Genomic DNA, 17503 nt, shown 5'->3' on the forward strand with positions numbered 1-17503 from the left:
GCGCCGGGATCAGTCTGACAAGGTGTGGAACAGCCCTTCGAGCGCACCGTTCCGGTTGGTCACGGCGGCGCGAATGCGCCCTGTATCAAGCTCTGCGGCCATGGTGGCATCAAAGCCGAAGTTTCGCCCATCGTGGAAGATGGTGGAATCCGAGTGCACAAACACGCCCAGGGCGGACTGCCCGCTGACTGGTGTGACCATGCGTCTGGCCAGTGCTTTGGGGATGATGGCGTCAGGCGTGCCGCGCAGGGATTGTACAATTGCGTCCATCACCCTGGCGAGGTCTGATGCCGTCGCCCAAAGGCCTGCCGCCGCGCTTTCTGGATGTCTGCGAAAACCACCGGGCAACGGTTTGCCGTCCTCGTGCGTTCCGTGGGCAAATCCGGCGTTGGGCGTGATCGCGAACGTCGCGTGGTCTGCGCCCACAGGTTCCAGAACTTCGGCGCCTGCGTAGCTTGCAAATCCGATACCTGTCACGTCTTCGATCAGGCTTTGCAGGACCATGGTGCCGCCGCCGCTATAGCTAAAGCGGCGAAACAAGCGCTGGCGGGTTCGGATCGGATCGGAATTGGCTGGCGGGTGCCCGGACAAGATCTCCAACGTGCTTGGCAGTTCTTCGTCCGGGCCGTAGCCCGCAAACCCGTGAACCGTGGTTCCTGCCGTATGGGACAAAAGATCGGCAACCGTTGCCGTCTCACCTCTGGGACCCTGAAGCCGCCAACGACGCAAATAGGTGCTGGCGGGTTGATCCAGTTCTACCCGCCCGTCCCGCACCAGTGTCAGAACGGCAAGGGCCGTCACCGTTTTGGAACACGACGCCACCTGAAACAGCGTGTTGTCGTTCACCGCAGTCCGGGATGTGGCCATGCCGCCATGTGATGCTGTGAACTGACCATTCTTAATCTCGGCGACCTGGTGGCCGGGCGCTGTTTGCGCCGTGATGCTGGCAAGCGACAGGCGCGGCAATGGCGACAAGAGCGCGGCAAGGCTGGTCACATTAAAGGTGCGTCGATTCATTGGACGTGTCTTTCTAAGCGGAGAGGTTTGGGATCCAACACAATTGTCGGTACACCAAATCTGTGCACTTGTGCATGACATGTCGCCCGTCCCGGCAGGACCGGACAGTTATCTGGCGGATATTCCCTCAACCAAACACGATCTGCGCAGGGTTATTGCGCCTTGATGAGACTGACCGCCTGACTGGTTTTTGTCGCATATCCCAGCACCTGCGATTCAGTGATCGTTTCATTCAACAGGCGTTCTGCGTCCTTTGTCTGGTTTCTGGCCTGCAATATCCGCGCCTGAATGATCGAGGCCGAAATCTTGCGCAGGCGCATACCGTTACGTTTTGAGATGGCGATAGACTGCGCGGTGACAAAACCCGCCTGCGTCGTCTCGCCTTCGGCCAGCAGCACCTCGCCTCGCACCTTGAGAACTTCGGACAGCATTTTCTGGATGCCCATGGAGCGCGCGTATTCTTCTACCCGTCGGAGATTCTCAAGCGCCTGTCCCCGGTCCTGCATGTCGCGGTGCAAACGGGCCTGGGCCATGATCGCATAGTGGTGCAGGTCCGTTGCGCGAATGCCCAAGGCCAGCTCTTCGGAGCTGCGCAGATGCGAAATCGCCTCTTTGTACTCGGGGTCATTGCGTGACGTTGCCATCGCCCTCAGCAAGTCGCCATAGTGACGCCGAAAGATGCTTTCGGCCCTTGGATGATTAAAGGCTCCGATCTCGTCCAGAACCTTTTCATAGTCCTCTTTGGCGCGGGTGAATTCGTTGGTCAGATGGTGGCAAAGCGCCATGAACCCCTTGGCCATCCAGTGAATGACGGACGGTGTGTCTGTATCCCAACGCCGTTCCGTTTCTGTCACGATACGGGTCAGCGTTTCCTGTGCCGATACGATGTTGCCGCGTTCGACCTGCGCCAGCGCAAAGTTCATTTGAATCCGGCGGTGCGTTGCTGCCTGACTTTGCGGTGCGGAACGCTTGCTGGAATTGCCCAGCATCACCTGCGCCTGTTCGAACAATGGCAATGCGTCGAACAACCGGCCCTGCACAAAGCTGACAAGCGCGCGTTCGTTGTACAGCCAGGACACCTCGTCCCGCAGAAACGAGTTGTTGTAGGGCAGGGCGACGTCGAAACGCGGACCTGCGGCGTTCAATCGCCGTTCCATGTCACGTTCCCGGATCTTGCGCAACAAAGTGGCCGTGTTCAGCAATTTGCGTGTCCAGGTGCGATACTGGTCAAACGGTGCGATCCTTTTGTCGGTTGAACTGCTTTCTGCCAGCCGGGCGATCACCGAGATCGAAAAGGTGCCGCGGATCAGCGCATAAGCAGCCCGCAGCTTGTCGTTGCACTGCTCCATCTCGGCGGCGATGGTCGCATCATCCGGCCAGGTGTATTCATTCCTGCGAATATTCCAGTACTTCTGAACAAGATCCTGATGTGTCGACTTGACCAGGGCGCGTATGACGGCATCAACCCGATCAAGGTGGATGACGTCCGGCTTGAGCGCGCGTTCCGGTTGCGATGGGTACGCGTTGGGTTGAAAGACCATCAATCGGTATTGTGAATAGACCTCCAGGTTCGCTCTGGCGCGCAGAACACTCGCCACCTTGGTGTTCAGCACGTAGACATACCGAGGCACCGTTTTTCCGGCGACTTCGTCGGCAAACCTTTTGTACCGTGATGCAAGGCCGCGCCCGACCAACAGGTTGAGTTCCTGCGTCAGGATTTCGAGGGGGGTGTCGTTCTCGGCCCGAGACACGGAGTGAAGTGCGCTTTTGACATCGGGACAGGTCATGAGCGTTTCCGGCGTGGCCGGAACCTGAAGCAGTGCGAGATGGTCAATTGTCATTGTCCGCAACCGTTCGCGGTTTCGGTTGCGTGCCGTGCTTCCGATGCGGTTTGGCGGTGCATCGCGTCGGTCGCTCTCAGGGTCGTCATTGGTGCCTAATCCCAGGTCCACAATTTCACGGTCCAGTCGGCGGTAGATGCTCATCAACTCTTCGATAAGGCCGCGGGACTTCTCGCGGGCATAGGCGATATCCAAGGCAGATATGCACCTCTGCCATTCATCGCGGAAGCCTTGGACATCGCCGGCCCGCAAGTGCCAAATCGTATTGGCAAGCCCGGCCAGAAAGTAGCCGTTTGCCACGCGCCGATACATGAACTTGTTCAGGTTCGATGGAAGCTGAAGAAAATCGTTCACGTCTTCCTTGATCTCAAGCGCTGCACTCAGGGCGTCGGCGCTGTCTTGTGGATTTTGGGCGACTGCAATGGGTGGAAGGCGGGCAATCCGTTCAAGAGCTTCCTGGAAGATGATCCTGGGCCGGACGCGGTCCAACTCAGTCCAGTGTTGCAAGGCAATGCGGCGGTCATGGCGCAAGCGCCAATTGCTTTCCGCCCAGACCTCGTTTCTGCGTTTGTCCTTTTTCGGGTTCACCGGTTTTTCGATGGACAGGTATCTGATCGGTTGATCCGCGTAGCAGTTTATCAACACGCAATCAAAAGGCATCTGCATGTGCTGGTTAGCGTCGTTCCAGCCCGATACCAGCCTGAAAAATGCGCGATGGTGCGGCGAATAGGCATCCCCATTCTCATCCACCAAACGGTCCAGATAGGAAAAGATCGCCACCATCCGTGTTTTCCAGCCGGTTTCCGGGCAGGTACGGCGAAACAGAGCGAACATATCGCGTAGCGTAGAGATGCAGGGGTCTGCATCATTCCGCTCCTGAAACTGATGGTCCAGCATCTCGTCCCATAGGGGGTCAGCCTGGTGTTCGGGGGTCACTTCCTGCCTGAGCAGCGGCAACATGTTTTGCAGCATGCGAGCAAAGGCGATCATCGTCCCGCTGAATTCGAGCGCGTAGGTCAGATGCGACATAAAGCAGGCTTTGTAGTTCCTGTTCGCGGCACCAAGCGTTTTAGGGTCCCCGAACAGGGTCTGGAATGGCCAGATCGTCTCCCCGTCTTTTGCTCCAGAGGTTTTTTGCTGCTTCGTGAAATAGGTGAGCAATCTGCCTTTCCCACCGCCCGGCGGAATAGAGATGCGTGCGACGCTGGCAGGGAATTGGGTTGGGTACAGCGGCTCACCGGCCTCCGCTCGTACCTCGTTCTCCGTTTTTGCCGCTTCAAGCGCCTCTGATCTGGCCTGCTCGGTGGCTTTGAGCAATCCGGTGAATTGAGGTGTTTCGTCCATATTGCCAAGCTGCAGCGACTTGATCCGGAACCGTGCATCAAGATTGGTTTGCCGCCAGACAAGCGGGGCGTCATCCCATTCGTTGACCACCTTGAACCGGGGGTTCTTGGCCTGTTCCGCAAGGTCCTGAGCTGGATCCAGTTTATAGAAATGCCGTCCCAGAACGGCGACGCGCAGGCCCGGAAACTCGGACCAGTCCGACCACCATTCCCGACGCGACGTTTCCAACCGTTCTGCGAACTCTACCAGCCCGGTGTCCTTGAGATGCGAGTCCAGTGCGGCAAACGCCGTTCGTATCTGATTGCGCCGCTCCTGCCCCTGTGCGGTGTCTTGTGGATCAAGGGTGTTCCATGATTTGATCAACGCGCGGGCCAGCGTGATCTCGTCCTTTTCCGTCAGCCGGATTTTTTCTGGCTTTGCGCCGCTGGCAGGGAACCGGTTGATGTCGTGGAACAACCGATCAAAGTCCTTTTGCACCTCTTGAGATGCCCAAGGCTCTATGCGTGCGGTCCCTTTGGTCGCGTTGAGGTAAAATGCGATCTCGGCCCTTGCTGCGAACAGAGACGCGCTTGCTCCGGTCCAACTGCGCGAGCGCCGATTGTCGAAACTTTGGTCAATGAACAGCGTGTGCATCCCATAGTCTTTATAGAGGCTCTGGGTTTTGGATTTTGCACTCAGACGTGCGGCTTGCATGGCATCCCAAAGGCTGGACTGCTTGCCGGAAAACTCTGTTGCGGTGATGTAGTAAACGTTGCCGTAGGCGTCCCGACGGTCTGCTTCAAGTTCGAGGAAATCGCGCAATGGTTTGAGCACGTCGTGTTCAGATGTGCCCATCCCGAGAACCAGAATGTCAGACCCGGTAAAGACGGCGTGCCGGGCCTCGTCAAAGCTCTTTTTCTGATCGCTCGCGCCATAGTAGATGCGTTGGTAGTCCTTGGGCGTGACAATCATGTTCTTTGGATCGTCAATCCGTCCGTGCAAGTGGTGAACCGATGCATCGTAGTTCGTAGGAAATGCACCAAAGGAAAACAGATCGGCCAATGTCTCGCGACGGCTCGAACTGCTGCGCACAACACGGCCCGATGGGCTCTCAAGTTTGACCGCGCGGCCAGGTTTGTAAGGCAGGTCGTCTAGCGCCTCCGAGCGTTCCTGTGTCAAGAATTGCCGAAAGTCGCGATAGGGTTCGATCGGTGTGGCGCGCCCTTCTTCAAAGAGCATCATCTCCAGTTCCAGATCATAGTTCAGCGTCAGAAACCGCCGCACGCCCAAACTGCGTCGCAACGTGCGCGCTGCGTCTATCCGCTCGATGTCGGATCGAATCCTGTCGATCTCTTTGACCGCCGAATGGTCTCCAAGGTCGAGCCCATCCAGCAGGTCCTGAAAACTGTGGCTGGACTTGAGACGATTGTCCTGCGGCGATTTCATGATGGTGAACTGCTCTGCAAAGATGCGTCGAAATTCAGACGTTTTGAACGCCATTCGGTCGAGGTCGCCGGTGTCTTTGACGACGGGGCCAAAGTGGTACTCTTCCCAACCACCTGCTGTAGCTTCGGTCGGGTGCGCGGCCTCCAGTTTCGTGAGCGCCAGTGCGCGCCGTTTGCTGAACGTGTGTTTGTTCAGGTCTTCCGGCATCAGCCCGTGACGTTCCAAAAGCGGGTGAATGTCATCAAAATAATCTTCGATCAATTCGATCAGATGGCTGGGTTGAAAGTCGCTTTGCACCCTGAGGTCCTTGATTTCTTCAACAAGCGGGCCAAGCGTCTTTTTGAAATCTGTTACGATGTCTGATTGGGTCCCACCGTCCACCCAATTCTCGTGCGCCATCAATGCGGTTTGCAGCGCAAAGAACAGCTTGACGCCGCGCTCTGCAAATTCACCCCAAGTGGGCTGCCCAAATTTCAGAGATGTGCCAGACCCGGCAAAGGCAACAACACGACCGATGTTGAGCGCACGCAAAAGCGCCTGATGCCCAAACCTTTCAATGTCCGAAGATGTACGCGGCGTGCTTATTGCATTTTCATTATATGGAAACACGTGTTTTGCTCCAATTGATTTTTGAAATTCACCCAAGCAGCCCAAGTTTGCGAAAATACGCGGCCGAATGGATGATTATTCAATAAGTGTAACGGGCGGTTTCGCACTGTGGTGATGCGCACAGAAGGCCTAGGAAAACGAGGCGCTGGTCGCGACATTGCACCCTAGCCCCTGACGGCGGGATGCCGCGCACGCCTGTTTCCCTAACGGTTCTCGAGACTGAATTTCAGGTGGCTGCCGTCTTGCGCCGTTTCACTCAAGAGCTCCGAAAACGGTTTCGGTTCGCTGTCCTTGAACTGCACGCTTGGCGTTTGCACTTGCCACATCCATTGTTCATCTGGTGCAGAGGATACTGTCTTTTGCCGGATCAGTCCGACCTTGTGATGCAGTTTAACCGCGAGCAGTTCCTGATCGCTTCCTCGCCCTTTGGTCTCAAGTCCCAACTCAACGCCCAGCGGATAGAGTTCCGTGCAGATGTATTGCAGTACGTCCAGCAGGTTTGTCGTTGCGGGCAGTTTCTTCAGTTTCGGGAGTGTAATCTGCGCGCTTCCCACGTGTGACGGTGCCGTTCCTCCCACTTTCACTTTCAATCCGACTTTTGAAAACTCAACAGTATAGTCGTCCAAATCCATTGCATTCCCCCAATCCCTTAATAGTCGGGTATGCTAGCAGCGTTGCGCCTATGTATGTCAAGAAATGCTTATTCAGTTGACCTTGGGAAATGGACCAAAATGCGGATGGCTAAGGTAAGGCACACCTACAATCCGTGACGGCAATAGGATGCAAAAAAGCGCATAGTACTGTTTGGCACAAAGAAGGAATCAGGGGGGTAGTATTCAGAAGAGGCGCAAAACAAATGCGTCACAGTGCAAGATGTGGCAACCGTTTTGCGACCCGTAGTCAAAGCGAATAACATCGGCACCAGATACGTAAATGGCGATTAAACCGAAGTGCTAACAACTGGCAGAACGGCGCGCGACCACTTTCTCAGCACGGCTTTTCAATCAAAGTATCACCCAATAGAATAGCGTCCAAGCCACTGGTGGAAAACACAGCGAGTGCGTCTTCAACTGAATGAACAATCGGCTTGCCCATGACGTTAAAGCTTGTGTTCAGCACCACTGGGATTCCTGATCGCTCGCCAAAGGCGCAAACGAGGCGGTGCATCCATGGGGCATTTGTTGCGGTAACGGTTTGCAGTCGTCCAGTTCCATCCTCATGGACCGTCGCCGGTACAAGAGCGCGCTTTTCGGTACGCCAGGGCAATGTGAGCGACATATAGGGCGAGGGTTGCGGACGTTCGAACCAATCATGGACGTCATCCATTCGGACCACAGGTGCAAAGGGGCGGTAAGGTTCGCGCCCTTTCACTTCAAGATTGATGCGATCCTTCATGCCAGCAACACTTGGGTTGGCAAGGATCGACCTGTGCCCTAGGGCGCGCGGCCCCCATTCCGCTCGTCCTCGCATCACGCCGACAATCTGACCTGCCGCCAGTCGTTCTGCCACCGCATCTTCACTATTGCTCGTGACATCGGTGACCCGACCACCCATGGCGAGGCGCTGTAGGTTCTGAAGGTTTGGTTCACTGCCCAGAAACGGAGAGCCGTCATGTTGTGGAATACTGGCAGTGCCGGTTTCTTTCATCCAGGAAAGAAGAGCAGCACCGACAGCGTTCCCATCGTCCCCCGGTGCAGGTGGGACAAAGACCTGGTCGAAGCCAAGCCGATTGGCAATGGTGCCGTTGTAAGAGGAGTTCAATGCGCACCCACCGGTCAGAATGAGGGGCCTTTCTTCTTCACCTGTTTGGGCTGCAGCCAAAACTTGATCGGCCAGCATCGCAAAGGCCGCTTGCCCACTGGCGGCAAGATCCGCAGCCATCATGATAGGTAAATCAGGATGGCGTGCATGCTTGGACATCTCCGCCTTGGCCTGGGCAAGCACATCTGCGCTTGCAAGTTCCGGTCGCCCTTTATTGATTTTGAGGACACTGGCGATGGTATCGCGCCATTCAGGCCGTATCGTCCCGTAAGCGGCCAGCCCCATTACCTTCCACTCTTCGCCTGCCGACCAGTCAAACCCGCAGAGCTTGGTGATCCAGGCATACAGCGCCCCCAGGCTGCCTGGCCCCCATGACCGCCAGTGAAACGAAAGAGTCCGGTCCAAAAGCCGGAACGCGGATACCGCACCGACTTCACCTGTACCGTCCAGCACAAGGCAGGATGCGTTTCTGACGGGCGCAAAAGCGCAGGCGGCTACGGCATGGCATAAATGGTGATCGAAACGACGTGGCTCGGGCATGTCGCTGGCGAGGCCAAGCCGCATGAACGACACACCTACAGTGTGTTGTAGGTTTGCATGCAAGACGGGCAGCCAAGCTGCGTCAGCTTCATCCAAAAGGCCGTCACCAAAGAACATGCCCATGCCGCGTTCATGCGACTTTTTTGGGCGCTGGGTCGCGGCAGTTTGGCGCCACGTTGTCGCGACACGCAACGTGTCACGTCCAGTGTCAAACCCGGCGGCAGCCAATGCAGATTTAACATGCCCAAAATGATCGGGCAGAGCCCCCCACGCCCGCTTGTCCTGCAGCACGCGCTCCGTAGCCTCGGCAAACAGGATCGCGCCGTCTGGTCCCACCACCGCGAGTGCAGGATCGTGTCCCGAAGTTGAAAGGCCGAGATGAAACACCGCCATTAGAGATCCTCAGACATCTGTCTTGGGCGTCGTAAAAACCGGATCATCCGATTATGTCACCATGCCCCGAAGCAACGGCTTCGAGGGCTTGTTTAACAGTTTCAAACTCAAGGAAAATCTCAGGCGATACGGGTTGCCCCATGGCTTCCTCAATCTCGAAGGCCAGCGAAACCATGTCCACCGAGTCTGCGCCAAGTTCGTCATAGCGCAGTTCAAGGTCCTTAGGGGTGACGGGGCGTTTAAGGTAGATAGCCAAACGCTCAAGCGCGAGAGAGGCGAGGTCAATATCGGTCATAGCCTTGAAGGAATCCTTATCGGTAAATGCGCAAATCTTCGTACAGTTAAATCTTCGGCCAAAGTGCGCCCAGGCAAAGCTTCGATCGAACCCAGAGTTTCCAAGTGGCTCAATGTGATGGCCAGTGTTTTTCTAACCAATGGCATGGCAGAGCAAAGATGGCGCCCTCCACCAAACGCCACGTTTTTTGGGCGACCTGACTGGACTGCGTGTGGGCACTCAAAGGCTAACGGATCAAAATTTGCAGCCTGTAAAGACAGCTGCACGGCATCACCTTTGGCGATGTGCTGTCCGCTGATCACAGTGTCTTTCGTAGCGTAGCGCGCCGAGGTTTGTACGGGTGTGGAGATACGTATCATCTCGTCGACCAGACAATGCTTGTCCGGCAACTGGCAATCATCGCTGCCTAGAGAAAGCGTGCCACCATTACTGTCCAACAAATGTGCAAGCCCCACAGTGAGAGCCCCGGCTTGCGTGTCCCCCCCAAGCAAGAGAAACGCCAGCAAGAACTCGCTCCGAGAAACAGCGGTATCTTCAAGGCCAGATTGTATCAGCGCGGCACCGACCTGGTCCATAAAGTCGGATGTAGTTTCCGTCTTGGACAGGTCCTGTAGGCGCTCAAGAACACTGTCCAGTTGTGCGCAGGCCTTTTGCATTTTCGCAACGGTTGATGCCGCTTGGACGGTCCCATCAAGCGCGGTGGCACAATGAAACGCGTGGCGCTCCGATGGTGGGACTCCGGCGAGATGCCCAAACACTTCGACGTGCAAACGGTCAGCGTAACCCGCCGCAAAATCTCCGCTTCCAGACTCTTGCATAACTTCCAAGAGCTCGGATGAGGTCTGTTCGTAGGCCTTTAGATAATCGGTGCCAATGCTGCCAAGCAGCCTGGCAAACGCGCTCCTGAGGGCAGCATGCCGTGGGCCATCATGCATAAACGGGATCCAATCGAGCGCCTTCAGAACGGCAGAGAGATCCATGTCAAACCGATCTTGAAGGCGTTCTACGCTATTGCGCCGCGTCCATACATGCAGGTTGGGATCGCGCAGCACCTCCAAAGCGGCAGACCGTGAAAGAACAAGCCAGCGATTAGGATTGGATAGCCAAACCAAATCCCCGTATTCGCGCATGGGATCAAGCAACGTGTGCGGTGTTTTGACCATCGCGCGCGTATTGAGCCGCAGCGCAAGGGGGCTGTTCCGGCTCATCTTTCAATGCCCTTCTGGTCTTGCCACAGTTCAAGGAAAGCATCCCGAGACGCGGCGCGGCGCACCTTCCCGCTGGTTGTGCGAGGCAGCGACCCGCGACGGACGACCGTCACACCTTCGCAACGAATATCCAGTCTGGCCCCCAGGAGCGAGAAAAACGCCCTTTCGTTGAAAGCGGGTCCATCACGTCCACGTTCAACCAATACATGCAGCACCTCGGTTCCGTTTTGCGGAATACCAAATGCAACGACACCGTCTGCCGCACCTGCTTCTGGTTGTGACGCATAGACAATGGCCTCGATGTCTTCGGCCAAGACGTTGCGGCCGCGCAGGATGATGCGGTCGGCGTCGCGACCCGCTATGTAGATGTCGCCATCTACAATCATGCCCCAGTCGCCTGTCCTGATCGCTTTCTTGTCGTAAGGCACACGCCAGGATTGCCCTTGCGGTATGACACGCCCACAACCGCAACCTTTGATCCATACCTCTCCAAAGGTGCCGTGTTCCACACCTGCGCGCGAAATTGGTTCAACTATGTCGACCTCAACCCCTCCGCCGGGTTTGCCGAGGCAGGCAAGAGACTGTTCATTTTGCCTGCGAAGGAATTTGGGACCATCCTGCCTTTGACCTGAGGAAATCATAAGCACCGCCTCAGCCATTCCGTACGATGGTGCAATTGCAGCTTTGGACAGGCCATACCTGCCCAACCGGTCGACGACCCTTCCAATGGTGTCTTCGCGCACTGGCTCGCCGCCACAGATGAAAGTTTGCAGGCTGCTCAGGTCCCATTTCCCTTCGGGCGTCTTGTCCAGCCTGTTTACAAGCATATCGTAGGCGAAATTCGGACTGCTCGTAATCGTCGCGCGCCACTGGGTGAGATGATCCAGCCATTCCAGCGGATTCTGGATAAACACGCTTGGTCGGATCAATACTGATGGCTGACCAGCGTAAAGCGGTGCAAGGACACTCCCAACGAGCCCCATGTCATGATAAAGCGGCAACCAGTGAACACAGGTCCCATTTGGATCAAGCCCATAGGTGTCTCGAATGTGTTTGGCATTGAGCGCGATGTCTTCAGGCGTCAACAAGACGGCCTTGGCAGCGTTGGTCGAGCCGGAGGTGAATTGCAGAAGTTGACCACCGGACAAGTCGAAAGTCTCATCTCGATTTGATCTGGGTCTTGTTGCTTTGCCAATCAGGTTGACGTCCAGTATCTCCGCTTCCGGCGCGAGTCTTTTCAAGTCTGCTGCACGTGCTTCCGTCAGATCATGCAGGATGATGTCGGGCTTGCCCGCATCTATGATTTGCTTGTTACGTTCGGCCAACCCAGCGTTCATTCCCCCTGCGGCTGGTATGACCGTTGCACCGCGCATCCAAGCTGCGATCATCGCGGTGACGAAAGTCTGCGCGTCACCGCAAAAAAGCATAACGCCTGTGTGTTTCGCGTCGGCCATGTCTGGCAGGGCATGGGCAACCGCTTCTGCATTCTTCCAAAGCTCGCCGACGCTCAACGTGTCGCCCAGCTCGCCACGGCGCCGCACGAAGCGAAATGCCGTGTGATCGGGATGCGCCTGCACATTGGCCCATAGCGCAGCTAGGACAGAGTTCTCGTCGGCTGTCACGAATTGGCAACCAGCGAGGGTACGCCCTGTGTTCGCTGCACCATGTCTGTGACAGTCCGCGCCAGAGCGTCAATGCCAGGCGAGCGAAAATACTTCCCATGCGCGCCTGGGATCTCTTGAACTTCATAGGACGTGAACTGGGCATTCCAGCGAGGCACGGGGTTCTCGCCTCGCAGAAAAGGGTTGAACTGCTGGCTTTGTTCTCCAAATAGAATTCGGGTTTCACCGGGGTAAGCAAACCGCGGCGTATGCTCTAGCAGGATCAACGGCCGAGCGACTCCCGTGCGCGCAAGGATGTCCTGCGCTACAGTCTCCATGATCCCCGCTCCCTGACAGTTCCCACCAAGGACGAAATCGTCTGTTCCTGTCCGTTCGAGAATGCCTTCGCGATAAAGATCGATGATGGAAAGAAAGTAGGTCTGCTTTTCTCTAAGACCCGTCATGACCTTGTCGAGCGAATGCATCGCGACAAGTGGCTGCTCAGGACCTAGAACACGTGCGAGGGCGATTGGCTCAACCCAGCTGTTGAAGCACCAAAAGAGGGGGGCTTTCGACCCACTTTCATTGAAGAGCACAAACACGTCGTCAACGCGCCAATTCCAAGGCGGCAAGTTCCCGATATTCTGCTCAAGCCTACGCTTGAGTTCAGCCGCCAGCATTGACTGTGCCGTCTTCGCCTCCTCGCGCTGCTGTCTCGAGTTCATACTATTGTCTTCCTGCACGTCTTGGCTTGGTCAGCGTTGCCCGTTTATTGCTCTGCTGTCGTCGTTTCAATTTCGGCAAAGCTTAGCGTTTCAGTGCAATACAGTCGTTCAAAATGCCAAATGGCAAGACGCCAAACAGCCGTTTAATCAGTCAAACTTATGTGAAAACAACCGGAGCTAGATAAAACGTGATCTGACCCACACGCAGAGCGGGCAGGGCGGCAATTTTGGGGAAAAATGCGGCAAGTTGGGAAAAGGGTCAGCACATGGAAATCGGTGGAAACTGCATGGTGGCCCATCGACTGGACCCAAGTCACAAGCAGGCCGCAACCGGATTTCAACGGCGCAAAAAAGCGCTGGGCGAAGTGGCGCGTTGATCGGACGGCACAGCGATTCACGGAATGCAAAACAGCGGAGTGGAGGGCGTAGCAGGGGGCATACTCCAACCCCGCGCAATCTGCGGTATTGGCCCCGAACGCGCGCGTGCTTGCGTGCATTTAGGGGTGCTACTGCACGGCCCACGGATTACCCCTAGGATATCGCGGAGCCCAAATTAGGCGGATTTACGGAAATTTCGCCGAGACATAGGCTAGGAGCTAGCCCGGTATTCCCTGGAGACACCAAACGCTTACCGCACAAGTTATGCTCTTGCAGGCAAATTATGTCGCGCGCGTACTTAGTAGCTAGGTCGTAGGGACACTGGCGAGATATGCCAAGGGCCGCGTTGATCTTTTTCAGTAGAGCGGGATGGATACCAAACGCACTACGGGGGCCATAAGGGCGCGCACGGCTGCACTGTATCAACAAATACGGGAAAATATATGTGGTTACGGGATGATTTGGTGCCCAGAAGAGGACTCGAACCTCCACGTCCATACGGACACTAGCACCTGAAGCTAGCGCGTCTACCAATTCCGCCATCTGGGCACGGGTTGGTAGACGGGCGTTTAAGCCCAGCGGCTGGGGGTGTCAATGCGATTCTGGTGTGCAGACGCGGCCTTTCCGACACATTGGTTTGGCGGATCACGTGGCTCTCAATCCGGCGCGCCAAATTGGCGTCTTGTCTGCCTCTGGGGCGGGTTGTAGATACAGTCTGGATTCATGCGCAAGGAGCGGGTCATGTCCAAATTGGTCACCATCTACGGCGGGTCCGGGTTTGTCGGGCGTTACATTGCGCGCCGGATGGCCAAGGCCGGTTGGCGTGTTCGTGTCGCGGTCCGCCGCCCGAACGAGGCGATCTTTGTCAAACCCTACGGCGTCGTGGGCCAGGTCGAACCGGTGCTGTGCAACATCCGCGATGATGCGTCCGTTGCCTCGGTGATGACAGGCGCAGATGCTGTTGTGAATTGCGTGGGCATCTTGGCCAAGAAGGGCAAGAACACCTTTGACGCGGTTCAATCCGAAGGTGCGGCACGCATCGCGCGGATTGCAGCGCAGTCCGGTGTGCAGCAGATGGTGCATATCTCGGCCATCGGGGCAGACGTGGCCAGCGACAGCGACTACGCACGTACCAAAGGCGAAGGCGAGGCGGCAGTGCTTGAGCATATGCCAAATGCCGTGATCCTGCGTCCGTCCATCGTGTTCGGCCCCGAAGACGATTTCTTTAACCGGTTTGCGGGGATGTCCCGCTTGGGCCCGGTGTTGCCGGTTGTGGGTGCCGCGACACAGTTCCAGCCGGTCTATGTGGATGATGTGGCCCATGCGGCCGAACTCGCGTTGACCACGGATGTCGATACCGGCGTTTACGAGCTGGGCGGGCCAGACGTTCGCACGTTCCGCGCTTTGATGACAACCATGCTGGGTGTCATTCGCCGTCGACGCTCCATTGTGAACATTCCGTTCCCGATTGCGTCGTTGATGGGTTTTACCTTTGACATGATCAATGCGGCGTCGCTGGGTTTGGTCCCGGCTCAGATCACGCGCGATCAGGTGCGCAACCTGCGCAATGACAACATCGTGGCTGATGGCGCCAAAGGGTTCGATACCCTTGGGATCAAACCGGTGGCGCTCGAGTCGGTTCTGCCCGAGTATCTGTGGCGGTTCCGCCCGTCCGGGCAGTATGATGCGATCAAGGAAAGCGCAAAGAACCTGCGCGCCTAACTGTAGGCCCAGAACAACAGGCCCAGTCCCAACACAACGCGGTAGATCACGTAAGGTGTAAAGCTGACGGTGCGCAAAAGGCGCATCATCAGTGTCAGCGCCGCCAGTGCCGCTATGCACGCAAAGGCCGCGGCGATGGCCGCGTCGCGCATCAGGGGCCAGTTGGCGTCTCCGATGACATCGAGGCTGAGCACGGCACCAGAGGCCAGGATCACCGGGATCGACATCAGCATGGCGAGACGTGCAGCGTCCTGACGTTCATAACCCAGAGCGCGGGCGGCGGTGATGGTGATGCCGGATCGAGACGTGCCGGGGATCAACGCCAGGCATTGCGCCAGACCCATCATGGCCGCGTCGCGCAGCGTCCAGCGATCAGCCGTCCGAGTTGTGTCGCCCGTCTTGTCCGCCCAATAGAGCACCAGTCCAAAGATCAACATGGTCCAGCCAATCACCGCAACGGATCGCATCGCCTCATCCAGCCCGGTCATTTTGATCACCAGCCCGACCACTAGGGCCGGTATGGTCGCGAGGATGAGGCACAGGGCAAGAAACGCGCCCTGCGTATCGACTTTGCCGCGGATCAGACGCCCGGTTCCGCGCACGGCCACCCGGACATCCCGCCAGAAATACAGTGTGACGGCGATCAGGGTGCCGACATGTACCGCAACATCGATGGCCAATCCTTGATCCTGCGTTCCGGTGAGGGCTGGCAGCAGGATGAGGTGACCCGAAGAGGACACGGGCAGAAACTCGGTCACGCCTTGAATCATGGCGACAATCAGAAGTTGAAAAAGAGTCATGATTGGTGCGCCCCTGTGATACATTGTTAATACAAATGCGCGATTCTGGACGCAAACAGTGAAAATAAGTCCGATTCGGATATAAAATTGTGCGACCTGCGGCACCTTTTTGACTTCTGGCGGCCAATTTTCTCAAATTACGTCAGCATTACTGACTTTTAATCCTGTTTGCATTCCTTTATCCGGCGGAGACCCAGACCAGATCAAGGACCGACCCCATGGCTGAGCAGCCTATGCTGAAATTCGTGAAGATCGAGCGTGACATGCCGGAGAAGCGTGGGGCGGATGTGCGGCGTCAGGATTTTGACGAGATCTATGCGGAATACGCGGACGCGAAGGCCAAGGAACAGTCCAGCCGGTGCAGCCAGTGTGGCGTGCCCTATTGTCAGAGCCACTGCCCGCTGCACAACAACATCCCCGACTGGTTGCGCCTGACCGCCGAAGGGCGTCTGCGCGAAGCCTATGACGTCAGCCAGGCCACCAACACCTTTCCGGAGATCTGCGGACGCATCTGCCCACAGGACCGCCTGTGCGAAGGCAACTGCGTCATCGAACAATCCGGCCACGGCACCGTCACCATCGGTTCCGTCGAAAAATACATCACCGACACCGCCTGGGAACAGGGGTGGGTCCAGCCCATCACACCGACCGCAGAACGGACCGAATCCGTGGGCATCATCGGCGCAGGCCCCGGCGGGCTGGCGGCGGCGGATGTGCTGCGCCGTGCGGGCGTGCAGGTCACTGTTTATGACAGCTATGACCGGGCGGGCGGCCTGCTGACCTATGGCATCCCCGGCTTCAAGCTGGAGAAGGATGTCGTGATGCGCCGCAACGCGCAATTGGAGCAGGGCGGCGTGACATTCCGGCTGAACTGTACCGTGGGCAAGGACATCACGTTCCAAGAGATCAAAGACACCCATGATGCCGTCATTATCGCAACGGGCGTGTACAAAAGCCGCGATCTGGCCATGCCAAACGGCGAAGCCGCAGGCATCGAAAAGGCCATTGATTTCCTGACTGCGAGCAACCGCAAAAGCTTTGGCGATGCGGTCGAGGATTTCGACAATGGACGCCTGAACGCAAAGGACAAACGCGTCGTGGTCATCGGCGGTGGCGACACCGCGATGGACTGTGTGCGGACGTCGATCCGTCAGGGGGCCACGTCGGTCAAATGCCTCTATCGCCGTGACCGCGCCAACATGCCGGGGTCGCAACGCGAGGTGCAGAACGCCGAAGAAGAAGGCGTGGTGTTCGAATGGCTGAGCGCGCCCAAAGGGTTCACCACCGATGGCGACACCGTGGCGGGCGTGATGGTGCAAAAGATGCGCCTCGGCGCGCCGGATGCCACGGGCCGTCAGGCCCCCGAAGTGATCGAAGGCGCGGACTATGTCGAAGACGCGGACCTCGTGATCAAGGCGCTGGGGTTCGAGCCCGAGGCCCTGCCGACACTGTGGGATCAGCCCGAATTGGAAGTCACCCGCTGGGGCACGATCAAGGCGGCGTTCACCACGGGCAAGACGGCCATGGATGGCGTCTATGCGGTAGGTGACATCGTGCGCGGCGCTAGCCTGGTGGTCTGGGCGATTCGTGACGGGCGCGATTGTGCCGACGCGATTCTGGACGCCATGAACGCCAAAGCGCAGGTGATGGCAGCGGAATAAACGTACAGTTTTGGTCTGAAATTGTACGGTTTGGATCGCACCAAATTTGTCGATTTCGCGCCAAAATCGCAAAAACGTACAGATTGCCGCCGCAACTGCACAGTTTTGGAAACGGCCCAAAGCCTACTGAAACGTAAACACAAAAGGTCAGCAAAGCTGACGCAACTGAGCAAAAGGATAAAC

Annotated in this window: 11 protein-coding genes and 1 tRNA gene; 2 read left to right on the forward strand and 10 right to left on the reverse strand. The window is 57.0% G+C overall.

All coding sequences use genetic code 11. From position 1 onward, the window contains the following. Positions 1-9: 9 nt before the first annotated feature. The 9 genes from Q0936_RS00645 to Q0936_RS00685 form a co-directional block, all read right to left on the reverse strand. Entirely contained in the window at positions 10-1017 is a 1008-nt protein-coding gene (locus Q0936_RS00645) for a serine hydrolase domain-containing protein (RefSeq protein WP_299294283.1), read from the reverse strand. A 152-nt stretch (positions 1018-1169) separates the two neighbouring features. Continuing rightward, a complete protein-coding gene (locus Q0936_RS00650) occupies positions 1170-6236 on the reverse strand; it encodes an SIR2 family protein (RefSeq protein WP_299377786.1) in 5067 nt (1688 codons plus the stop codon). Positions 6237-6439: 203 nt separating this feature from the next. Then, positions 6440-6868, reverse strand: a complete 429-nt coding sequence (locus Q0936_RS00655) for a hypothetical protein (protein WP_299294287.1) — start codon at positions 6866-6868, stop codon at positions 6440-6442. Positions 6869-7223: 355 nt separating this feature from the next. Further along, the gene (locus tag Q0936_RS00660) at positions 7224-8930 is read right to left on the reverse strand and encodes a carbamoyltransferase C-terminal domain-containing protein (RefSeq protein WP_299294289.1); all 1707 of its coding nucleotides are present in this window, start codon (positions 8928-8930) and stop codon (positions 7224-7226) included. Positions 8931-8973: 43 nt separating this feature from the next. Beyond that, positions 8974-9225 carry an acyl carrier protein gene (locus Q0936_RS00665; protein WP_299139591.1) on the reverse strand — a complete coding sequence of 84 codons (252 nt, stop codon included), beginning with the start codon at positions 9223-9225 and terminating at the stop codon, positions 8974-8976. After that, a complete protein-coding gene (locus Q0936_RS00670) occupies positions 9222-10433 on the reverse strand; it encodes a cytochrome P450 (protein ID WP_299139589.1) in 1212 nt (403 codons plus the stop codon). The genes Q0936_RS00665 and Q0936_RS00670 overlap by 4 nt, the downstream gene beginning before the upstream one ends. Next, positions 10430-12055 (reverse strand): AMP-binding protein, encoded by a 1626-nt coding sequence (locus tag Q0936_RS00675; RefSeq protein WP_299294291.1) that lies wholly within the window; start codon positions 12053-12055, stop codon positions 10430-10432. Before Q0936_RS00675 ends, Q0936_RS00670 begins: the two co-directional genes overlap by 4 nt. Next, on the reverse strand, positions 12052-12759 hold the full coding sequence (locus Q0936_RS00680) for a hypothetical protein (RefSeq protein ID WP_299294293.1): 708 nt from the start codon (positions 12757-12759) through the stop codon (positions 12052-12054). The genes Q0936_RS00675 and Q0936_RS00680 overlap by 4 nt, the downstream gene beginning before the upstream one ends. Positions 12760-13599: 840 nt before the next feature. Next, positions 13600-13686: transfer RNA gene (locus Q0936_RS00685), tRNA-Leu, on the reverse strand. Between the two features lie 192 nt (positions 13687-13878). Between Q0936_RS00685 and Q0936_RS00690 the strand changes: the two genes are divergently transcribed. Further along, positions 13879-14859, forward strand: a complete 981-nt coding sequence (locus Q0936_RS00690; protein ID WP_299377789.1) for a complex I NDUFA9 subunit family protein — start codon at positions 13879-13881, stop codon at positions 14857-14859. On the opposite strand, the gene Q0936_RS00695 is transcribed toward Q0936_RS00690, so the two are convergent. Then, positions 14856-15659 (reverse strand): undecaprenyl-diphosphate phosphatase, encoded by an 804-nt coding sequence (locus Q0936_RS00695; protein ID WP_299298170.1) that lies wholly within the window; start codon positions 15657-15659, stop codon positions 14856-14858. The two genes, Q0936_RS00690 and Q0936_RS00695, sit on opposite strands and share 4 nt — an antisense overlap. A 218-nt stretch (positions 15660-15877) precedes the next feature. On the opposite strand from Q0936_RS00695, the gene Q0936_RS00700 reads away from it, so the two are divergent. After that, positions 15878-17320, forward strand: a complete 1443-nt coding sequence (locus Q0936_RS00700) for an NAD(P)-dependent oxidoreductase (RefSeq protein WP_299139578.1) — start codon at positions 15878-15880, stop codon at positions 17318-17320. Positions 17321-17503 lie beyond the last annotated feature (183 nt).

The sequence above is a fragment of the uncultured Tateyamaria sp. genome (genome assembly GCF_947488715.1).
Taxonomy (GTDB): domain Bacteria; phylum Pseudomonadota; class Alphaproteobacteria; order Rhodobacterales; family Rhodobacteraceae; genus Tateyamaria.